Genomic DNA, 16714 nt, shown 5'->3' with positions numbered 1-16714 from the left:
TTCATGAAAACAATCTTAGTTACAGGTGCTGATGGTTTTATTGGCTCTCATCTTACAGAGTCTTTGGTCAGTCAAGGTTATCAGGTTCGTGCTTTCGTTCTTTACAACTCTTTCAATTCCTGGGGTTGGCTCGACCATTCTCCCAAGGAAATCCTTGATAGTTTAGAGGTATTTTCCGGGGATATTCGTGATCCTTACGGTGTTAAATCTGCCATGCAGGGATGTGACATTGTTTTACACTTAGCAGCCCTGATTGCTATTCCTTACTCCTATCATTCCCCTGCTACCTATGTCGATACTAATATTACAGGTACTCTCAATGTGGTTCAGGCTGCGCGGGAATTGGGTGTGCAAAAAGTCGTTCATACCTCTACCAGTGAGGTTTATGGAACGGCTCAATTTGTACCAATTACAGAAGAGCATCCATTGCAAGGTCAGTCTCCCTATTCTGCCAGTAAGATAGGGGCTGATCAAGTAGCCATGTCTTTTTACCGCTCTTTTGGTACACCTGTGTCTATTATTCGTCCTTTTAACACTTACGGACCACGACAGTCAGCTAGGGCGGTTATTCCTACGGTAATTACGCAAATTGCCAATGGAAATCGCAAAATTAAATTGGGAGCCTTACATCCCACTAGGGATTTTAATTACGTTAAAGATACTGTGCGAGGATTTATTACCATAGCAGAATCCCAAAACTCTGTGGGAGAGGTGATTAATATCGGTAGTAATTTTGAAATTTCTATTGGTGACACGGTTAATTTAATTGCCGAGGCTATGGGTGTTGATATAGAAATAGAAACTGATGATGTCCGCTTGCGTCCTGAGAAAAGTGAAGTAAACAGGTTATGGGCTGACAATAGTAAGGCTAAACGGCTTGTGGGTTGGGAACCCCTTTATGGTGGACGAGAGGGTTTTAAACGCGGATTGGCAGAAACAGCAGCATGGTTTATGAATCCGGCTAACTTAGTCGGGTATAAGAGCAATCAGTATAATATTTGAGGGGTATTTGAGGGGTGGACAGGTTAGATCAGGAATTTTTACAAGGTTTACACAGGGTATTGGGAGAGCCTAAACCTTTTATTCCACTCCACGAACCAGAATTTACTGGTAATGAGTGGGAATTGGTCAAAGATTGCCTAGATTCGACCTTTGTTTCTTCCGTGGGTAAGTATGTTGACCGCTTTGAGGCGATGTTGGCAGATTACACGGCAGCAAAATATGCTGTTGCTGTGGTTAATGGTACTGCTGCGCTACACATAGCCCTGCTGTTAGCAGGGGTGCAAACAGAAGATGAGGTGTTAATTCCAGCTTTGTCCTTTGTAGCTACGGCTAATGCGGTGGTTCATTGTGGTGCGATTCCCCATTTTATTGATAGTGATTGGTCAACCTTGGGAATAGATATCTCAAGTTTGGGAGAGTACCTACAGGAATGTAGCCAGGAAAAAGGTGGAAAGTTAATTAACCGTCATACAGGAAGAAGAATTGCAGCGATTGTACCGATGCACACTTATGGTCACCCTGTGGATATGGCATCACTGCTGGCTTTAGCGGATAATTACAATTTACCTGTGGTGGAAGATGCAGCGGAATCTTTGGGGAGTGCTTATAAAGGACAACATACGGGTACTGTAGGACTGTTGGGAACCTTGAGCTTTAATGGGAATAAGGTGATTACTACGGGCGGTGGAGGTGTGATTTTAACCAATGATCAGGAATTAGCTCGACAAGCTAAACATTTGACAACTACAGCTAAACTGCCCCATCGCTGGGAATTTTTTCACGATCAGGTAGCTTGGAATTATCGGTTGCCGAATTTGAACGCTGCCCTGGGTTGTGCCCAAATGGAGAAATTACCCGAACTGTTGCAGCGTAAACGTTCCTTGGCACGGCGCTATCAGGAAGTGTTTAGGGATGTCAAGGGTATTGAGTTTGTAGCTGAACCATTAAGTAGTATAAGTAATTACTGGCTCAACACTTTACGATTGCAAAAACCAAGTTTTGAGATGCGCGATCGCCTGTTAGGATTAGCAAATGATGCAGGTTATCAGTGTCGTCCCACTTGGACACTGTTGCATAAGCTGCCTATGTATGTTAATTGTCCTCATGCTCCCTTACCTGTGGCGGAGCGGTTGGAAGCAAGCTTGATCAATGTACCAAGTAGTGCAAATCTTGTAGGCGTTCAGAGATGACAGTAGTCCGTAAAGTTTGTATTGTCACAGGAACCAGGGCTGAGTATGGTTTGCTCTACTGGTTAATGAAAGAGATTGCTGATGACCCCGATTTACAGTTGCAAATCATCGCTACAGGGATGCACCTGTCCCCTGAGTTTGGTTTAACCTATCAGCAAATTGAAGCTGATGGTTTTACCATTGATGCCAAGGTAGAAATGTTGTTATCATCTGATACACCTGTAGGTATAGCAAAATCCATTGGTTTGGGTGTGATTGGGTTTGCGGATGCTTTGGAGCGATTAAAGCCTGATATTTTGGTGGTTTTAGGCGATCGCTTTGAAGTTTTAGCAGCAGCCCAAGCAGCAATGGTTTACCGGGTTCCCATAGCTCATATACATGGGGGAGAAACAACAGAGGGCGCATTCGATGAGCAAATTCGCCACGCTATTACCAAATTTGCCCAGTGGCATTTTGTAGCCGCAGAACCCTACCGCCAGCGCGTCATTCAATTGGGAGAATCCCCAGAACGAGTTTTTAACCTAGGTGCACCAGGACTAGATCATCTAGGGCGTTTAGATTGGTGCGATCGCCCAACCCTAGAAAAGTTTTTGGGAATAAAATTACTATCACCCATTTTTCTGGTTACCTATCATCCCGTGACTTTAGATGAACAATCACCGGCTATTGCCATGGGAGAGTTATTAACTGCTCTGGATGCTTTTCCTCAGGCAACAGTGATTTTAACTTATCCCAATGCGGACACAGGGGGAAGAGTTTTAATTGAGCAGATTGATCAATGGGTGAAAAGCAATCAACATCGTGCTAAGGCATTTGTTTCCCTAGGTCAACAACGGTATTTAAGTTTAATGCGTGAAGCAGATGTAATTGTGGGGAATTCCTCCAGTGGAATTACTGAAGCCCCCGCTCTGAAAAAAGCCACAGTAAATATTGGCGATCGCCAAAAGGGTAGGCTAAAAGCCAAATCTATAATTGATGTATCGGAAGATAGTACAAGTATTATGGATGCAATTCATCAGGCACTTTCCCCTAAATTTCAATCTCTCCTACCATCAGTAGAATCATGGTATGTATCAGGAAATGTGAGTTACAAAATTAAAGAAACACTCAAAACGGTTACACCTCAAACACAGAAATCTTTTTTTGATATTGATCATGTTTGATAGTTTTACAGTATATCTCGTATAGTTTCACTAAAAAAATCAGGCAAATTAGTTAACTAGTGATAATTTCATCGCTAACTTTGCATGAGACTGGAAAACGCCATATAGTGCTTTGAAGAAAGGTAATTCGATTACCTTGGAGCATTCATTTTAAATGTGCTTATTGTTTAGTAATCCTTTATTAGGTTATCAAATCATGAGAATTGAGAAACTTCTTAAAAAGAATTTATTATCTTTCATAAACAAGGCTGGCTTTCAAGTTAGGAGATTTTCAGATCCGTTACAACTACCTTTGTATGAATCTCTATTTGACTCCGTTATTCTTGCTAGCAAACCATTTTATAACGTTGGTTCTGGCTCTTTTTGCCATCCGCTCTGGACAAATATTGACTACGTGAGTGGCTGGTATGGTCAGGTACAAAAAAAAATTGTGCATCATGACCTGATGTCTGAGACTCCACTTCCTATTGAAAGCAACTCAGCGGAAATAGTTTATACCTCTCATACAATTGAACACATTAAAGATAGGGCTGTTCTTTATTTCTTCAGAGATACATACAGAGCTTTGAAGCCAGGTGGTATATTCCGTGTGACAACTGGACCAGATGCTGAAACGGATTTCCGCGCAAGTTTCTCCAATATTTATCGTTCAGGCTATGGACAGTCTGTATCTCCTATTCTAAGAAACACTCAGCTTTTTGATTCGACACATCCACAAATGTCAATTTATATGGAGTGCATTAAGTAAGTTGCTAATTCAATATTGCTCAGAGAATGTTTTAAATTCATACACTTTTACTCCGGTGAACTTGACCAAAAAGCTCCTAAAGTAAAAATATAATAGGGGCTTTTGAAAACTAAATATTACTATAGGTTTAATGATTGTATGAAGACAGATAAACATCCTACATTTATCATCGCCGAAGCGGGAGTTAATCATAATGGCGACATCAAACTGGCTCAAAACCTAATTGATATTTCTGCTGATGCGGGGGCAGATGCAGTTAAATTTCAAACTTTCCAAGCCGAAAAACTAGTTAGTCGTCATGCTCCTAAAGCCGAGTACCAAACTCAAACGACCGATCGCACAGAAAGTCAATTGGAAATGATCCGCAAGCTGGAATTGAGCAAATCTGACCATAAGGTGTTAATTAATCATGCTCAGATGCGGGGTATTTCCTTCCTATCTACCCCCTTTGATATTCCCAGCTTGCACCTCCTTACCCAGGACTTTGGCTTAACAACTATAAAAATTCCATCGGGGGAAATTACTAATGCCCCCTTTTTATTAGCGATCGCTCGTAGCTCTCAAAATATTATTCTATCTACTGGTATGAGTACATTAGCAGAAGTAGAAGCAGCTTTGGGGGTGTTAGCCTTTGGTTTCACAACTGCACCGACAATAACACCTAAATTAATGGACTTTGAACGGGCTTTTGCTTCAGCAGCAGGACAAAAACAGTTACAACAAAGAGTTACCCTATTACACTGTACCACTGAATATCCTGCCCCATTTGGGGAAGTAAATTTACGGATTATAGATACACTATCTGGCGCATTTAATTTACCAGTAGGTTATTCCGACCACACCCCAGGGATTCATATTTCCCTGGCTGCTGTGGCACGGGGGGCTAGAATCATTGAGAAACATTTTACTAGCGATCGCTCTCTACCTGGACCCGACCATAGGGCATCTTTGGAGCCACAGGAATTAAATCAGCTAGTACAACAAATTCGTGAGGTGGAGCAGTCCTTAGGGGATGGTATTAAACGCCCCACACCCTCAGAGTGGAAAAACCGTGATGTCGCTCGTAAAAGTTTGGTAGCAGCTCAAGCAATTACCCGGGGTGAGGTGTTTACAGAAGACAATGTGACTTGTAAGCGACCGGGTACAGGGGTTTCTCCCTTTCAATACTGGCAAGTGTTAGGACAACTTGCCACGTATAACTATAGCGTTGACGAAATTTTAAATGCTTAAAGCAGTTTATATTTTAGGTGCGGGAGGTCACGGAAAAGTTGTCTTAGATACCCTTCTTGCTAGTCATATCCAAGTTACGGGAGTTCTAGCTCCTCAATCCCAACTTACGGAAGTTTTGGGAGTTCCTATTTTAGGGGGAGATGACTATTTAAATAATGAGTCCATCACTCAAACCTATTTAGCAAATGGGTTAGGGGCTAATCCTTACATATCCAAACGACGGCTGATATTTAACACTATGAAAGACCGGGGTTTTACCTTTAAGTCTATCCAACACCCATCAGCCATCGTTAGTAGTACGGTGAAGTTGGGTGAAGGTTGTCAAATTATGGCCGGGGCGATTGTGCAACCAGGAGTTACTTTAGGAGAAAATACCGTTGTTAATACAGGAGCCGTCATTGATCATGACTGCGTAATTAGTTCACATAGCTTTATAGCACCCGGTGTAACCCTTTGTGGTGATATCAAAATTGCTCATAGTGTCTTTATTGGTGCCGGTGCAGTGGTGCTTCCCGGTGTTTATATCGGTGAAAATGCCATTATTGGTGCGGGCGCAGTGGTAACAAAGTCCATACCGGAAAGATCGATAGTAGTTGGTAATCCTGCGGTGAAAATAGGTACTAATCATGAGTAAGATAAATTGGCAGGATGTTGTGGTTTCCCCGGAAACTTCCCTGAGAGAGGCGATCGCGTACTTGAAATTTTTTTTTAGTGGAAATTTGAAACCCGTAAATCACACAAATACTATATGAATATAATTTCTTATCCCACAGCCGTTGACCTATCTCGATTTGTTCAGGAACAAAGTAATCCAGATGTTTTGTATGGGTTACCCTCTGAAGTTAAATTTTGTCGCCAATGTGTAATTTCTAATCAGCGTCCCAACTCATCTGTGGAGTATCAACACACCCAGCAGAGCAAAAAGAAAACTATCAATTTCGACGAACATGGAGTCTGTGATGCGTGTAACTTTGCAGAACGTAAAAAATACAGTATTGACTGGTCAGAGCGAGAACAACAATTAAAACAACTCTGCGATCGTTTTAGGAAGAATGATGGTAGCTATGACTGTATCGTTCCAGGTTCTGGAGGTAAAGATAGTTTTTACGCATCCCATGTGTTGAAACATAAGTATGGAATGAATCCTTTAACCGTAACTTGGGCACCTCACATTTACACTGAATGGGGATGGAAAAACTTCCAATCCTGGATTCATGCCGGTTTAGACAATTATTTGATGACTCCCAACGGACGAGTTCACAGATTGTTAACCAGACTTTCCACAGAATTGCTATTTCATCCTTTCCAAGCCTTTATGTTTGGGCAAAAGTCATTAGCTCCCAAGATGGCATTGCTATTTAACATTCCACTGGTGTTTTATGGTGAAAATGAAGCCGAATATGGCAATCCCATCAGTGATACAGATAAAGCCCAGCGGGATTGGGCTTATTTTTCAGCACCAGATCAATCCCAAGTGTTCTTGGGAGGAGTTTCCATTAGGGACTTGAAGGAACAGTTTGGTTTGGAGCAAAATGATTTACAGCCCTATCTACCAGCTGATCCCAACCAACTAGCAGAAAGAAAAGTGGAAGTCCATTATTTGGGTTACTACCTCAAGTGGCATCCCCAAGGGTGTTACTACTATGCAGTGGAAAATGGCGGATTTCAGGCATCACCGGAAAGAACACCCGGTACATACAGCAAGTACAACAGCATTGATGACCGTATTGATGACTTCCACTATTACACCACAGGCATTAAATTTGGCATTGGTCGAGCTAGCTATGATGCGGCGCAAGAAATTCGCTCTGGTGATATTGAACGGGATGAGGGAGTTGCTTTGGTCAAGCGTTTTGATCATGAATTTCCTGAACGTTTTGCTGATGAAATTTTCCGTTATCTTAGTTTGCCTCAGAAAGAATTTCCCATTGCCAGTAAAATGTTTGAACAACCAATTATGGATAGGGAGTATTTCCAACTTTTAACTGACCAGTTTCGCTCTCCGCATCTGTGGTACTACGCAAATGGTGAATGGAAGCTACGCCATGCTGTTTACTGAAACTTAGCCATTAATTCAGGCTCTTCATTACATATTATGCTAAATTGCGTTTACCAAAACAATGAAACTCTTATCAAGTAATAAATACGGTCGGTATTTATTAACATTTTAGGTGTTTTTCATGCGCTCTGGCTTTTTGCCTCTATTTTTAAACACATTTTTGATGTTTAATTAATATTTTGGCATACTTAGGTACTGAAGAACCTTAATTCATTGATTTAAAAAGTTTTGAATTTTAATTTTCATCCTTTCAACCTTAATATTGACATTGCCCCTAATGCTTCAGACCCATTGAGGTCATTTACCCAAAAAATGGCTGATGGAAGCAGACAAGTGATTAATGGAACTCAACTGGTACATAACTTCTATTTGTTAGAAATTGATTGTTGACAAATGAGAAAAATTCGCTTGATTGCCCGTTTGGATATCAAAGGTCCTAATTTAATCAAAGGAATCCATCTAGAAGGACTGCGGGTCATGGGTTCACCTAGCGAATATGCTCAACGCTATTACCGACAGGGAGCAGATGAGTTTATCTACATGGACTGTGTTGCCAGTCTCTATGGTCGCAATAATCTCAGTCATATCATTGAAAGTGCGGCTCAAAACATATTTGTGCCCATAACTGTTGGTGGTGGCATTCGTTCAGTAGATGATGCCACCCATTTATTGCGTTGTGGAGCCGATAAAGTAGCTGTAAATACAGCAGTGGTCAGCAATCCCAACTTGATTACAGAAATTGCTCGTCGTTTTGGTAGTCAATGTATGGTGCTTTCCATTGAAGCTAAACAAATTGCCCATGAACGTTGGGAAGTTTATACCGACAATGGCCGGGAGCGAACAGGACTGGATGTGATTGCTTGGGTGAAAAAAGGAGTGTCTTTAGGAGCTGGTGAAATTTTGCTCACATCCGTAGATCGGGAAGGAACCCGAAAAGGATTTGATGTTGCTTTAGTTAAGGCAGTCACTCAAGAAGTTACGGTCCCGGTGATTGCCAGCGGGGGTATGGGTACCCCACAACACTTAATTGAAGTGGTACAACAAGGGCAAGCTGATGCCGTAGCAATGGCAGATATTTTGCATTATCAGCGTTCTACCATTGGCGAAATTCGTCAAGTAGCAGAATTATCCGGGATTGAGGTCAGACATTATGAGACCCCATGAAGTTACAGTTATTGATTATGGTGTGGGTAATCTACTGAGTGTTCAACGGGGGCTAGAGTACTGTGGAGCAGAAGTACATATTACCAATCAGCCTGAACTAATTTTAGCATCCTCAAAAGTTGTCCTCCCGGGAGTGGGGGCATTTGCCAATGCTATGGCTGAGTTAAAAAGGCTTCAGCTTATTGAAGTTATTAAAGAAGTTGCCAGACGCGGCACGCCTTTTCTAGGGATTTGTCTAGGAATGCAGTTGCTGTTAGATGAAAGTGAAGAATTTGGACTGACCCAGGGATTAGGGTTAATTCCCGGTCGAGTAATACCAATACCTGATATTTCAACCACGGGAGAACCTCAAAAAATCCCCCATATTGGCTGGAATAACCTGGTTATTTCTCGGAACAAACTAAGTTGGCAAAATACCATCCTTAAAACCTTAGAACCAGGGGAGTCTACTTATTTTGTTCACTCCTTCATGGCTAACCCAGTGGATATCAATCATCGTGTTGCTGACTGTATCTACGGAGGTGTGTCGATATCAGCAGTGATTGCACGAGATCAGATTTTTGGATGCCAATTCCATCCAGAAAAAAGTGGTGAGGTAGGACTCAAGATATTAAGACAGTTTCTGGCATAGTAGGATTTTCTGCAATGAATAACTGGCAAGATGTTGTGGTTTCCCCGGAAACTTCCCTGAAAGAGGCGATCGCCAAAATAGATAAATCAGCCCTTCAGGTTGCACTAGTTTTAAAACCTGATCAGACCCTGGCGGGTATTGTTACAGATGGTGATATACGCCGCTTTATCTTGTCAGGAAAGAGTCTAGATGTTCCCGTTTGTGAGGTGATGAATCCTCAACCTACTACGGCTCTGGCTTGGATACCCCGTAGTGAAATCTTGGCATTAATGCGCCGCCAAGTGATCCACCACCTACCACTAATTAACGCAGAAAATCAGGTTGTGGATTTAGCAACCTTAGATGACTTAATTGGTGCAGTGCAACGACCTAACTGGGTGGTAATCATGGCCGGGGGGTTAGGAACTAGGTTATATCCTTTAACTAAAGAATGTCCTAAACCGCTGCTGACAGTAGGGGGTAAACCAATTTTAGAAATTATCGTTGAAAGCTTTGCAGAACAGGGTTTTAAACAGATATTTCTCTCTGTTAACTACAAAGCCGAGATGATAGAAGACTATTTTAAAAATGGCGATCGCTGGGGGGTGCAAATCTCCTACCTACAGGAAAAAGAACGTTTGGGAACCGCTGGTGCTTTATCCCTATTACCAGAGAAACCCAATTTACCGATGATTGTGATGAATGGAGATATCCTAACCCGCACCCGGTTTGATAATTTACTCCAGTTCCACGAGCTACAAAATGTTGTAGCCACCATGGCGGTACGTGAGTACGATTTCCAGGTTCCCTATGGTGTTGTGCGTATGGATGGGACAAAAATTGATTCCATAGAAGAGAAACCCGTACAGCGTTTCTTTGTTAACTCTGGTATTTATGCCCTATCTCCAGATGTATTAGATTATCTACCTAGTGGAACTTTCTTTGATATGCCCAATCTGTTTCAACAACTGGCTGCAGCTGCTCGTACCACTGCTGCTTATCCCCTGCGGGAATATTGGTTAGATATTGGTAGGATGAGCGATTTAGAAAGAGCTAATCAAGAAATTGGTAATTTGTGGCTATGATTCAAGGTAAAACAGTGTTAGCCATTATTCCAGCCAGAGGTGGTTCCAAGGGGGTAACCCGTAAGAACATTAGACCAGTGGGACAAAAACCCCTAATTGCGTGGACTATTGAAGCAGCTAAACAGTCCCATTATCTAGACCGACTGATTCTTTCATCAGAAGACGAAGAAATCATCAAAGTAGCTAAGGAGTGGGGTTGTGAAGTGCCATTTCAGCGTCCCATGGAGTTAGCTGAAGATGACACCCCCGGAATAGCTCCGGTACTGCACGCGCTAGAAGTTTTACCGGGATATGATTATGTAGTGTTACTACAACCCACCTCTCCATTACGTCAAGTAAATGATATAGATGGGTGTATAAAAAAATGCATTGCTGCTCAGGCTAGTGGTTGTGTTTCTGTGACAGAAGTAACGGAAAACCCATATTGGATGTACACCATCACAGAAAATGGACTCATGGAGCAATTAATTAAAATTGATCAATCCTTTCTCAGGAGACAAGATTTACCCCGGGTTTATAAATTAAACGGTGCTGTATATGTAGCTCAGTGCGACTGGTTAAAAGAAAGTAAATCTTTCCTCAGTCATGATACCCTTGCTTATGTTATGCCCTTACACAGATCCTTAGATATCGACAGCGAGTTAGACCTGGATATGGCCGAACTGATTATAGAAAAAAATCATGGGAAATTAGATATTGGGAATATTCATACTTAGCACAGGGCAAAACAGCGATAGTGCGACCCTATACACGACTGTGAGGTAAGCTCTTACACAGCTAAATAGTATAATTATAATCTTAATATTCTGAACTCTTGTGAAACAGGCACCTTGCCTGTTTCACTTATACAAATTAAATGCACAACAGCTTATTACCCAACAAGCTAGATTGGTCTAATGAAAAAATACTTTAAGTTAATCAAAAATTATTTAACTAAATTTTTATCTGCTAGATTTCCAGACACTTACCAGTCCCTTGGTAAGTGCGATGTTCTTCTATGCTGCCATGATGTGAATCGTGGAGATACTCTGGATGGACTACCATATTCCAAGTTAATTGATAGTGTATCAGAAGACCTCATGGATAAAGGGTGGGTATGCCGACAATTTGCCCATCCATTTTCAGTTCTGACAGGTAACAAAGCCTGGGGAAATCCTGCATCTGGTAATCGCAGGTTTCTACTGATCGTGATATACACAAAAATATGTAAAGTTTTCCCATTTTTATCATCAATCAATCTCAGTAAGAATACAAAATTACCGTTGAGTAATCCCGACACTTTTTATCATGAGCTATTTGATATTACACAACCTAGTTGCGTAATTACCATTGGTTCCCCAGATGCAATGTGTCGGGCTGCTAGATGCAGAAGTATTCCTGTAGTGGAGTTATTGCATGGTATTGGTTATACTACAGTACCTTGGGGTTGGGATCAGAAACCACTTTGCAACTTACCAACGGGAATTTTATCCCTAGATGATGTCAGTAGCAAAACCTTTAGTACCCTGCATTCCCAAGGTATTGAGGTCAAGCAAATACCCCATCCATTCTTTCGCAGGCTTCTCAACGAAGAATCCAGGAAAAAATTGCCCCCAGAGTGGCTACAGAAACCTACTTGGTTACCGGCAGATAAAACCATCATCCTAGTTTCCTTGCAGTGGGGCTACGATGGGGATCATGGACCTTATACTGAGTTCGCGGGGATTTTAAACAATGGACTCATTCCCGATCAGGTAATAGATGCTGTGGAGCAAACCCGTGATACTGTATTTTGGTTATTCAGGTTACATCCAGTCCAATTAAGACAGAAGAAATATAATCATCATCGTCGTTTCTTGGATAAGTTGATTCAAAACCATCCCAACTGCGAATGGCGAGAAAGTTCCGTGCTTCCCCTACCCTTGATTTTAAGTTACTGTGCTGGTCATGTAACTATGGGTAGCATGACTGCCTACGAAGCTGCCTTCATGGCAGTTAAATCTTTACTACTGTGTCCCACATTAAAACCGAATGGCTCTCATTCTTGCTGGTTCCCAGACTTGCGTGAATTAGGATTTGCAGAATTAGGAGATTTTGACACAGGTATGATTGTTAAATGGGTGACTACCGTCAGCCATTCTAGTCATCCTTTTAGAACTAGTGGCAATACTGATACTGACTGGAATTCAGCAGTAGAATGGATGCTGGGTCGAATTTATAAGCAATAATAGTAATATATATAATATACTTTATTGATTGCGCGTAAGACCCCATCACCTTGTGAGTGGGGCGGTTGACTCTACTTGTTTACAATTCATTCGACGGATAATGACATCCACTAATTTTTCATATCCATCTAAGTAAGTCGGGCGAATCAATTATGAAACTGGGTTTTCAATATCAATATCACAGTAAGACTAGGGCAATATTTTCCCTAAATACCTTATTAAGTGGTTTATTTTGCCTTTATATTCTCTTGGGATTGATAGCTTATATCCAAACAGCAAATGGAGCTGAAAATTTCTCACGTTTTCCTATAATCATAGGATTATCAGTTTTGATCATTGAAACTCTTTACCTTAGTAGACGTTATCAATTTGTTTATCAATTAACTGGGGTTTTATTATTAGGATTTTTGCTCAATGTGCTAGTTAACGATAGGGAATCATTCCTAGGTTCTGCGAATATATTATCAAATATTGGTATAGTTTTATTTTTACTACGAAGACCCTTAGCAGGTTTTGTATTGCCATTCACTTATTTATTATTTGGATTTGTGGTTGCTTACTTTACATATTACTTTTACAATGGGATAGACCCTAATGAAATCTTTTTAAATTCAAGTCGCAATACTGTTTCTTGGCTATTGATGGTTTACTCTGTAATTATTTATATAGTTAGTGACAAAGCACGGTTAAAAACACAAGTTTTACCCGCGGTAATGACTGTCATTTTCTCAGTTATGTCATACGGTAGGTCTGGTATTATCTGTAGCTTTATTTTACTCATTGGCATTTTGTTATTAACTTTCTATGAAAACAGGAAAAATACTAAATTCTATATTTTTATGACTTTTCTCGGTATTTTATTCATGTTTTTTCTTAGTAACGGAGGTGATATTGGGAACACAATATATGATATTAGTCATTATTTCTATCGTCTAGAGACCAAAGGGTTATCAGATAGTGATGGTCGAGAGTATATATGGAATACTTACATTAGTCAAATGAATATGACAAGATTTCTTTTTGGAACAAATCCAGAATATGATTCCAGTGTTATTAGCTTTAATTCCAATTATCACAACTCGTTTATTGCCTTCCATGCTAGCTTTGGAATAGCAAGCATTATATTTATGTTTTTGATGCTAGGGGCTATGGTCAAACTGCTTAATCGTAATAAATTACTCCTGTTGATTTTAATCACATTTACTTTCAGAGCATTCACGGATAGCATACTTTTTTTAGGTACATATGACTTTTTAGTATATTATGTTACGGCTTTTACTTTCATCCGTACTCGTCAGGAAGCTAATTTTACCTAAAAAGGAAAAATGATCAGGATTGGTTAGATTTACTCCGCCAAGCCACTCAAGCTGGAGCATGGTAAATTTTGCTCAATTCCTTATACAAAGATGGTTTCATGATCGGTATGAACTTGCAACTTAGGTTCTTCAGTACATAGTATGCTAAACTAATATTTAAATCTCCTAGTGAGTAAGCATCTAACTCGGAAATTACTGAAATTTCTAAATCCATAAGCAAAAAGTTTAATCAACTTGAGTTTGTTATTGATACATTCAACAACACCCCTGTTTGTACGATGATCAAAGTAGGCAATAATCTCATCTAACCAACGGACAATGGTGTTATGGCTGGTGGGATAATGATCTCTAGCTCTTAGCAACCATATACTAAGTTTATATAGACCCTTTAACCAATCCTGAGTTTTGTCAAAAATTCGCCGAATTTTCTCTTTTAATTCGTACATTATTTTCAGAGAGGGGGAGACTTGTTTTACTTGATTGAGCTTGATTTTTTGCTCATCATTTAGGTCTTTCCCATTCTTCAATAACACATACTTACTTTTGTTCAATCCCTCTAATATTTTCTCTTTCGCTACTTTCTCTTGTTGATTTTTTGAGTTTTTAAGGGCATTCTCTACATTTCTTTTTTCTCGTTTTCTGGCTGTATCTAACTCTTTGTTTATTTGTACCATTACATGAAATCTATCCGCCACTACTTGAGCATTTGGCATGATGTAATCTCTGACTTTTTGTTCCACAACGAGGACATATACTTTCTTTTTTATTTGCTTCGACCTGTAATATTATTCCTATCCCTTCATGTTGACGATGTGAAATTCCTTTGATATCCTTTATAACCAGAAGATCTGTTAAGATTTTAATTCCCGGTTTTCTATTCATGACTGTAAATTCACCCAATTTTTAACATTCTCTCTTACAGTCAACAACAATTTGGTCTCCCAAGTCAACTATATCAATGGTTTTGATATTCTTCTTCCTCGGATTTAGCTTTTTTATTCTAATAATTTAGCATACTATGTACTGAAGAACCACAACTTATTGCAACAAAAATGAAAACATGTTCTTGACAAGGAGAAAACAAAGTTTCAATAATTGGCAATTTATCAGAGATTTACTTTGTTATGGAAGAAGATGCAGTGGAAACTGGGGATGAGTTAGTGTCTGTAATAATTACAGCTTTTAATGAAGAACGCTTCATTGGTCAGGCAATAGAAAGCTTTCTTTGCCAATCTTACAAACATATAGAAATAATCGTAGTCAATGATGGATCTACTGACAAAACCGCACAAATACTTAACGAATACTCACTGAGTTGTAATAATGTCAAAGTCATTCATTTTCCCGTCAATCGTGGCAAGGTAGTTGCACAAAATTCTGCTTTTGAACAAAGTGTTGGCAAGTATATAGCTATTACTGGTGGTGATGATTATGCTGCTTACTCTCGCATTAAAACTCAAGTTGACTACTTGATCGAAAATAAGGTCAGTATTGTATATTCAAATTCATACATGGTTGATGAGAACAATTTTTGTCTAATTGATCGTCCTGTACTTTTCAAAAGTATTCCTAACCTAATTACTCTGGAAAGAGTAATTAATGGGGGAGGATTTCCCGGCGGTTCTATTCTGTTTACCAGAGATCTGGCAGAAAAAATATATCCGTTTCCCAGTAATTTACCTTATGAAGATCTTTGGTTTAACTTCATAGCTGTAATTCACGGACAAATAGGTTACTTACATGAACCACTAAATTACTATCGACAACATTCTGATAACAGCTATGGATTATATCAGCGAAGATCATTTAGCGATTTCAAAAAAAGGTATTTATTTCTCAGGCAAAGGTTAGTGCCTTATCTTGAAGAAATGAAAAAGTATTTATTAAATCAAGGACTTTGGGATATTAAAACTCAGGGTTTATATGAGCGTTCTAGGGATACCTTGAAGGTTGAATTGGAAACTAATTTCTTCACACGATTAAAACTATGTATCATCTTATTTGGTAAATATGGATTGAGCCTCTCATGTAAACAAATAATATCCTATATTTTTATAGATATTGTTATGATATTGAAGTTTACAACTAACTCAATCCGACGATAAATTAAGCCGTCAAAAATTGAAATTACACAAAAAATTGTCAATATGTTATACAACCTACGCATAATCTTAATTCGAGTAATTCAAAGACTATTCAACACTATCAACTTACAATTAGACAAACTCTCTCCCCGATCCAATCCAGATCTACAAGTTGCTTGTATCTTAAAAAAATTTGAGATTGATTTGGTTATAGATATTGGAGCTAATGAAGGTCAGTTTGCATCTGAAATTAGATACTTTGGTTACTCAGGTAAAATTGTGAGTTTTGAACCTCTGCTCTCGGCTCACAGTAAATTAGTGACATCGGCTAAAAGAGATCCATCATGGGATGTGTATCAGCGGTGTGCTATTGGTGATTATGATGGACAGGTAGACTTAAATATTTCTCATAATTCTGTTTCTAGTTCAATACTAACAATCACCCAATTACACACAAATGCTGAACCAAAAAGTAAGATAACAGGAAAGGAAACAGTAAACATTTTTAAGTTAGACTCAATCATATCTCCATACCTAAAAAACTCAAAAGGTAGTTTTCTCAAAATTGATACTCAGGGGTTTGAATGGCAAGTTTTAAATGGTTGTGATAATTGTTTAAATCTTTTCAAAGGTATTCTGTGTGAACTTTCCTTATTTCCATTATACGAGTCTCAACATCTTTGGATGGAAATAATAGAACGCCTGAGTGACAATGGATTTATACTATACGCCATCCTGCCTGGTTTTACAGATAAATCTGATGGACGAACACTACAGGTTGATGCAATTTTTGTCAGAGGTGATTCTCTGACTTGAGATAAAATTACACTTTTACATAGATTTTACACCTTTCACT

The 16714-nt window shown here is 39.5% G+C and carries 16 protein-coding genes and 1 pseudogene; 16 read left to right on the top strand and 1 reads right to left on the bottom strand.

The features are described from left to right. Positions 1-3 precede the first annotated feature (3 nt). The 14 genes from K2F26_RS13090 (at position 4) to K2F26_RS13030 (ending at position 13774) form a co-directional block, all read left to right on the top strand. Entirely contained in the window at positions 4-1002 is a 999-nt protein-coding gene (locus K2F26_RS13090) for an NAD-dependent 4,6-dehydratase LegB (protein WP_220608181.1), read from the top strand. A 14-nt stretch (positions 1003-1016) separates the two neighbouring features. Further along, a complete protein-coding gene (locus K2F26_RS13085; RefSeq protein WP_220608180.1) occupies positions 1017-2192 on the top strand; it encodes a LegC family aminotransferase in 1176 nt (391 codons plus the stop codon). Then, complete coding sequence (gene neuC, locus K2F26_RS13080; protein WP_220608179.1) at positions 2189-3355, top strand: UDP-N-acetylglucosamine 2-epimerase; 1167 nt, start codon at positions 2189-2191, stop codon at positions 3353-3355. The genes K2F26_RS13085 and neuC overlap by 4 nt, the downstream gene beginning before the upstream one ends. Positions 3356-3551: 196 nt before the next feature. Next, on the top strand, positions 3552-4103 hold the full coding sequence (locus tag K2F26_RS13075) for a class I SAM-dependent methyltransferase (protein WP_220608178.1): 552 nt from the start codon (positions 3552-3554) through the stop codon (positions 4101-4103). Between the two features lie 138 nt (positions 4104-4241). After that, complete coding sequence (neuB, locus tag K2F26_RS13070; protein ID WP_220608177.1) at positions 4242-5333, top strand: N-acetylneuraminate synthase; 1092 nt, start codon at positions 4242-4244, stop codon at positions 5331-5333. Beyond that, the gene (locus K2F26_RS13065) at positions 5326-5967 is read left to right on the top strand and encodes an acetyltransferase (protein WP_220608176.1); all 642 of its coding nucleotides are present in this window, start codon (positions 5326-5328) and stop codon (positions 5965-5967) included. The genes neuB and K2F26_RS13065 overlap by 8 nt, the downstream gene beginning before the upstream one ends. Then, positions 5960-6085 carry a hypothetical protein gene (locus K2F26_RS25195; protein WP_302850021.1) on the top strand — a complete coding sequence of 42 codons (126 nt, stop codon included), beginning with the start codon at positions 5960-5962 and terminating at the stop codon, positions 6083-6085. Before K2F26_RS13065 ends, K2F26_RS25195 begins: the two co-directional genes overlap by 8 nt. After that, positions 6082-7392, top strand: a complete 1311-nt coding sequence (locus tag K2F26_RS13060; RefSeq protein WP_220608175.1) for an N-acetyl sugar amidotransferase — start codon at positions 6082-6084, stop codon at positions 7390-7392. The genes K2F26_RS25195 and K2F26_RS13060 overlap by 4 nt, the downstream gene beginning before the upstream one ends. Before the next feature lie 393 nt (positions 7393-7785). Further along, positions 7786-8556, top strand: a complete 771-nt coding sequence (gene hisF, locus K2F26_RS13055; protein WP_220608174.1) for an imidazole glycerol phosphate synthase subunit HisF — start codon at positions 7786-7788, stop codon at positions 8554-8556. Continuing rightward, complete coding sequence (hisH, locus tag K2F26_RS13050) at positions 8543-9187, top strand: imidazole glycerol phosphate synthase subunit HisH (protein ID WP_220608173.1); 645 nt, start codon at positions 8543-8545, stop codon at positions 9185-9187. Before hisF ends, hisH begins: the two co-directional genes overlap by 14 nt. A gap of 14 nt (positions 9188-9201) precedes the next feature. Beyond that, a complete protein-coding gene (locus K2F26_RS13045; RefSeq protein ID WP_220608172.1) occupies positions 9202-10251 on the top strand; it encodes a nucleotidyltransferase family protein in 1050 nt (349 codons plus the stop codon). Further along, positions 10248-10967 carry an acylneuraminate cytidylyltransferase family protein gene (locus tag K2F26_RS13040; RefSeq protein ID WP_246605607.1) on the top strand — a complete coding sequence of 240 codons (720 nt, stop codon included), beginning with the start codon at positions 10248-10250 and terminating at the stop codon, positions 10965-10967. The genes K2F26_RS13045 and K2F26_RS13040 overlap by 4 nt, the downstream gene beginning before the upstream one ends. Positions 10968-11147: 180 nt before the next feature. Next, positions 11148-12458, top strand: coding sequence for a hypothetical protein (locus tag K2F26_RS13035; RefSeq protein WP_220608170.1), 1311 nt, complete (start codon positions 11148-11150; stop codon positions 12456-12458). Positions 12459-12610: 152 nt separating this feature from the next. Beyond that, positions 12611-13774 (top strand): O-antigen ligase family protein, encoded by a 1164-nt coding sequence (locus tag K2F26_RS13030; RefSeq protein WP_220608169.1) that lies wholly within the window; start codon positions 12611-12613, stop codon positions 13772-13774. A gap of 149 nt (positions 13775-13923) precedes the next feature. Here K2F26_RS13030 and K2F26_RS13025 read toward each other — a convergent pair. Beyond that, a pseudogene (locus tag K2F26_RS13025) lies at positions 13924-14490 on the bottom strand (ISL3 family transposase); the annotation flags it as partial. A gap of 408 nt (positions 14491-14898) precedes the next feature. On the opposite strand from K2F26_RS13025, the gene K2F26_RS13020 reads away from it, so the two are divergent. Both K2F26_RS13020 and K2F26_RS13015 read left to right on the top strand, forming a co-directional pair. Beyond that, complete coding sequence (locus tag K2F26_RS13020; RefSeq protein ID WP_220608168.1) at positions 14899-15879, top strand: glycosyltransferase family 2 protein; 981 nt, start codon at positions 14899-14901, stop codon at positions 15877-15879. 183 nt (positions 15880-16062) lie between these two features. Then, complete coding sequence (locus K2F26_RS13015; protein ID WP_220608167.1) at positions 16063-16674, top strand: FkbM family methyltransferase; 612 nt, start codon at positions 16063-16065, stop codon at positions 16672-16674. The last annotated feature ends 40 nt before the right edge of the window (positions 16675-16714 follow it).

The organism is Sphaerospermopsis torques-reginae ITEP-024, from assembly GCF_019598945.1.
Lineage (GTDB): Bacteria > Cyanobacteriota > Cyanobacteriia > Cyanobacteriales > Nostocaceae > Sphaerospermopsis.
Note: the sequence above shows the minus strand (reverse complement) of the source record. Positions and strands in the feature narration are given on the sequence as shown.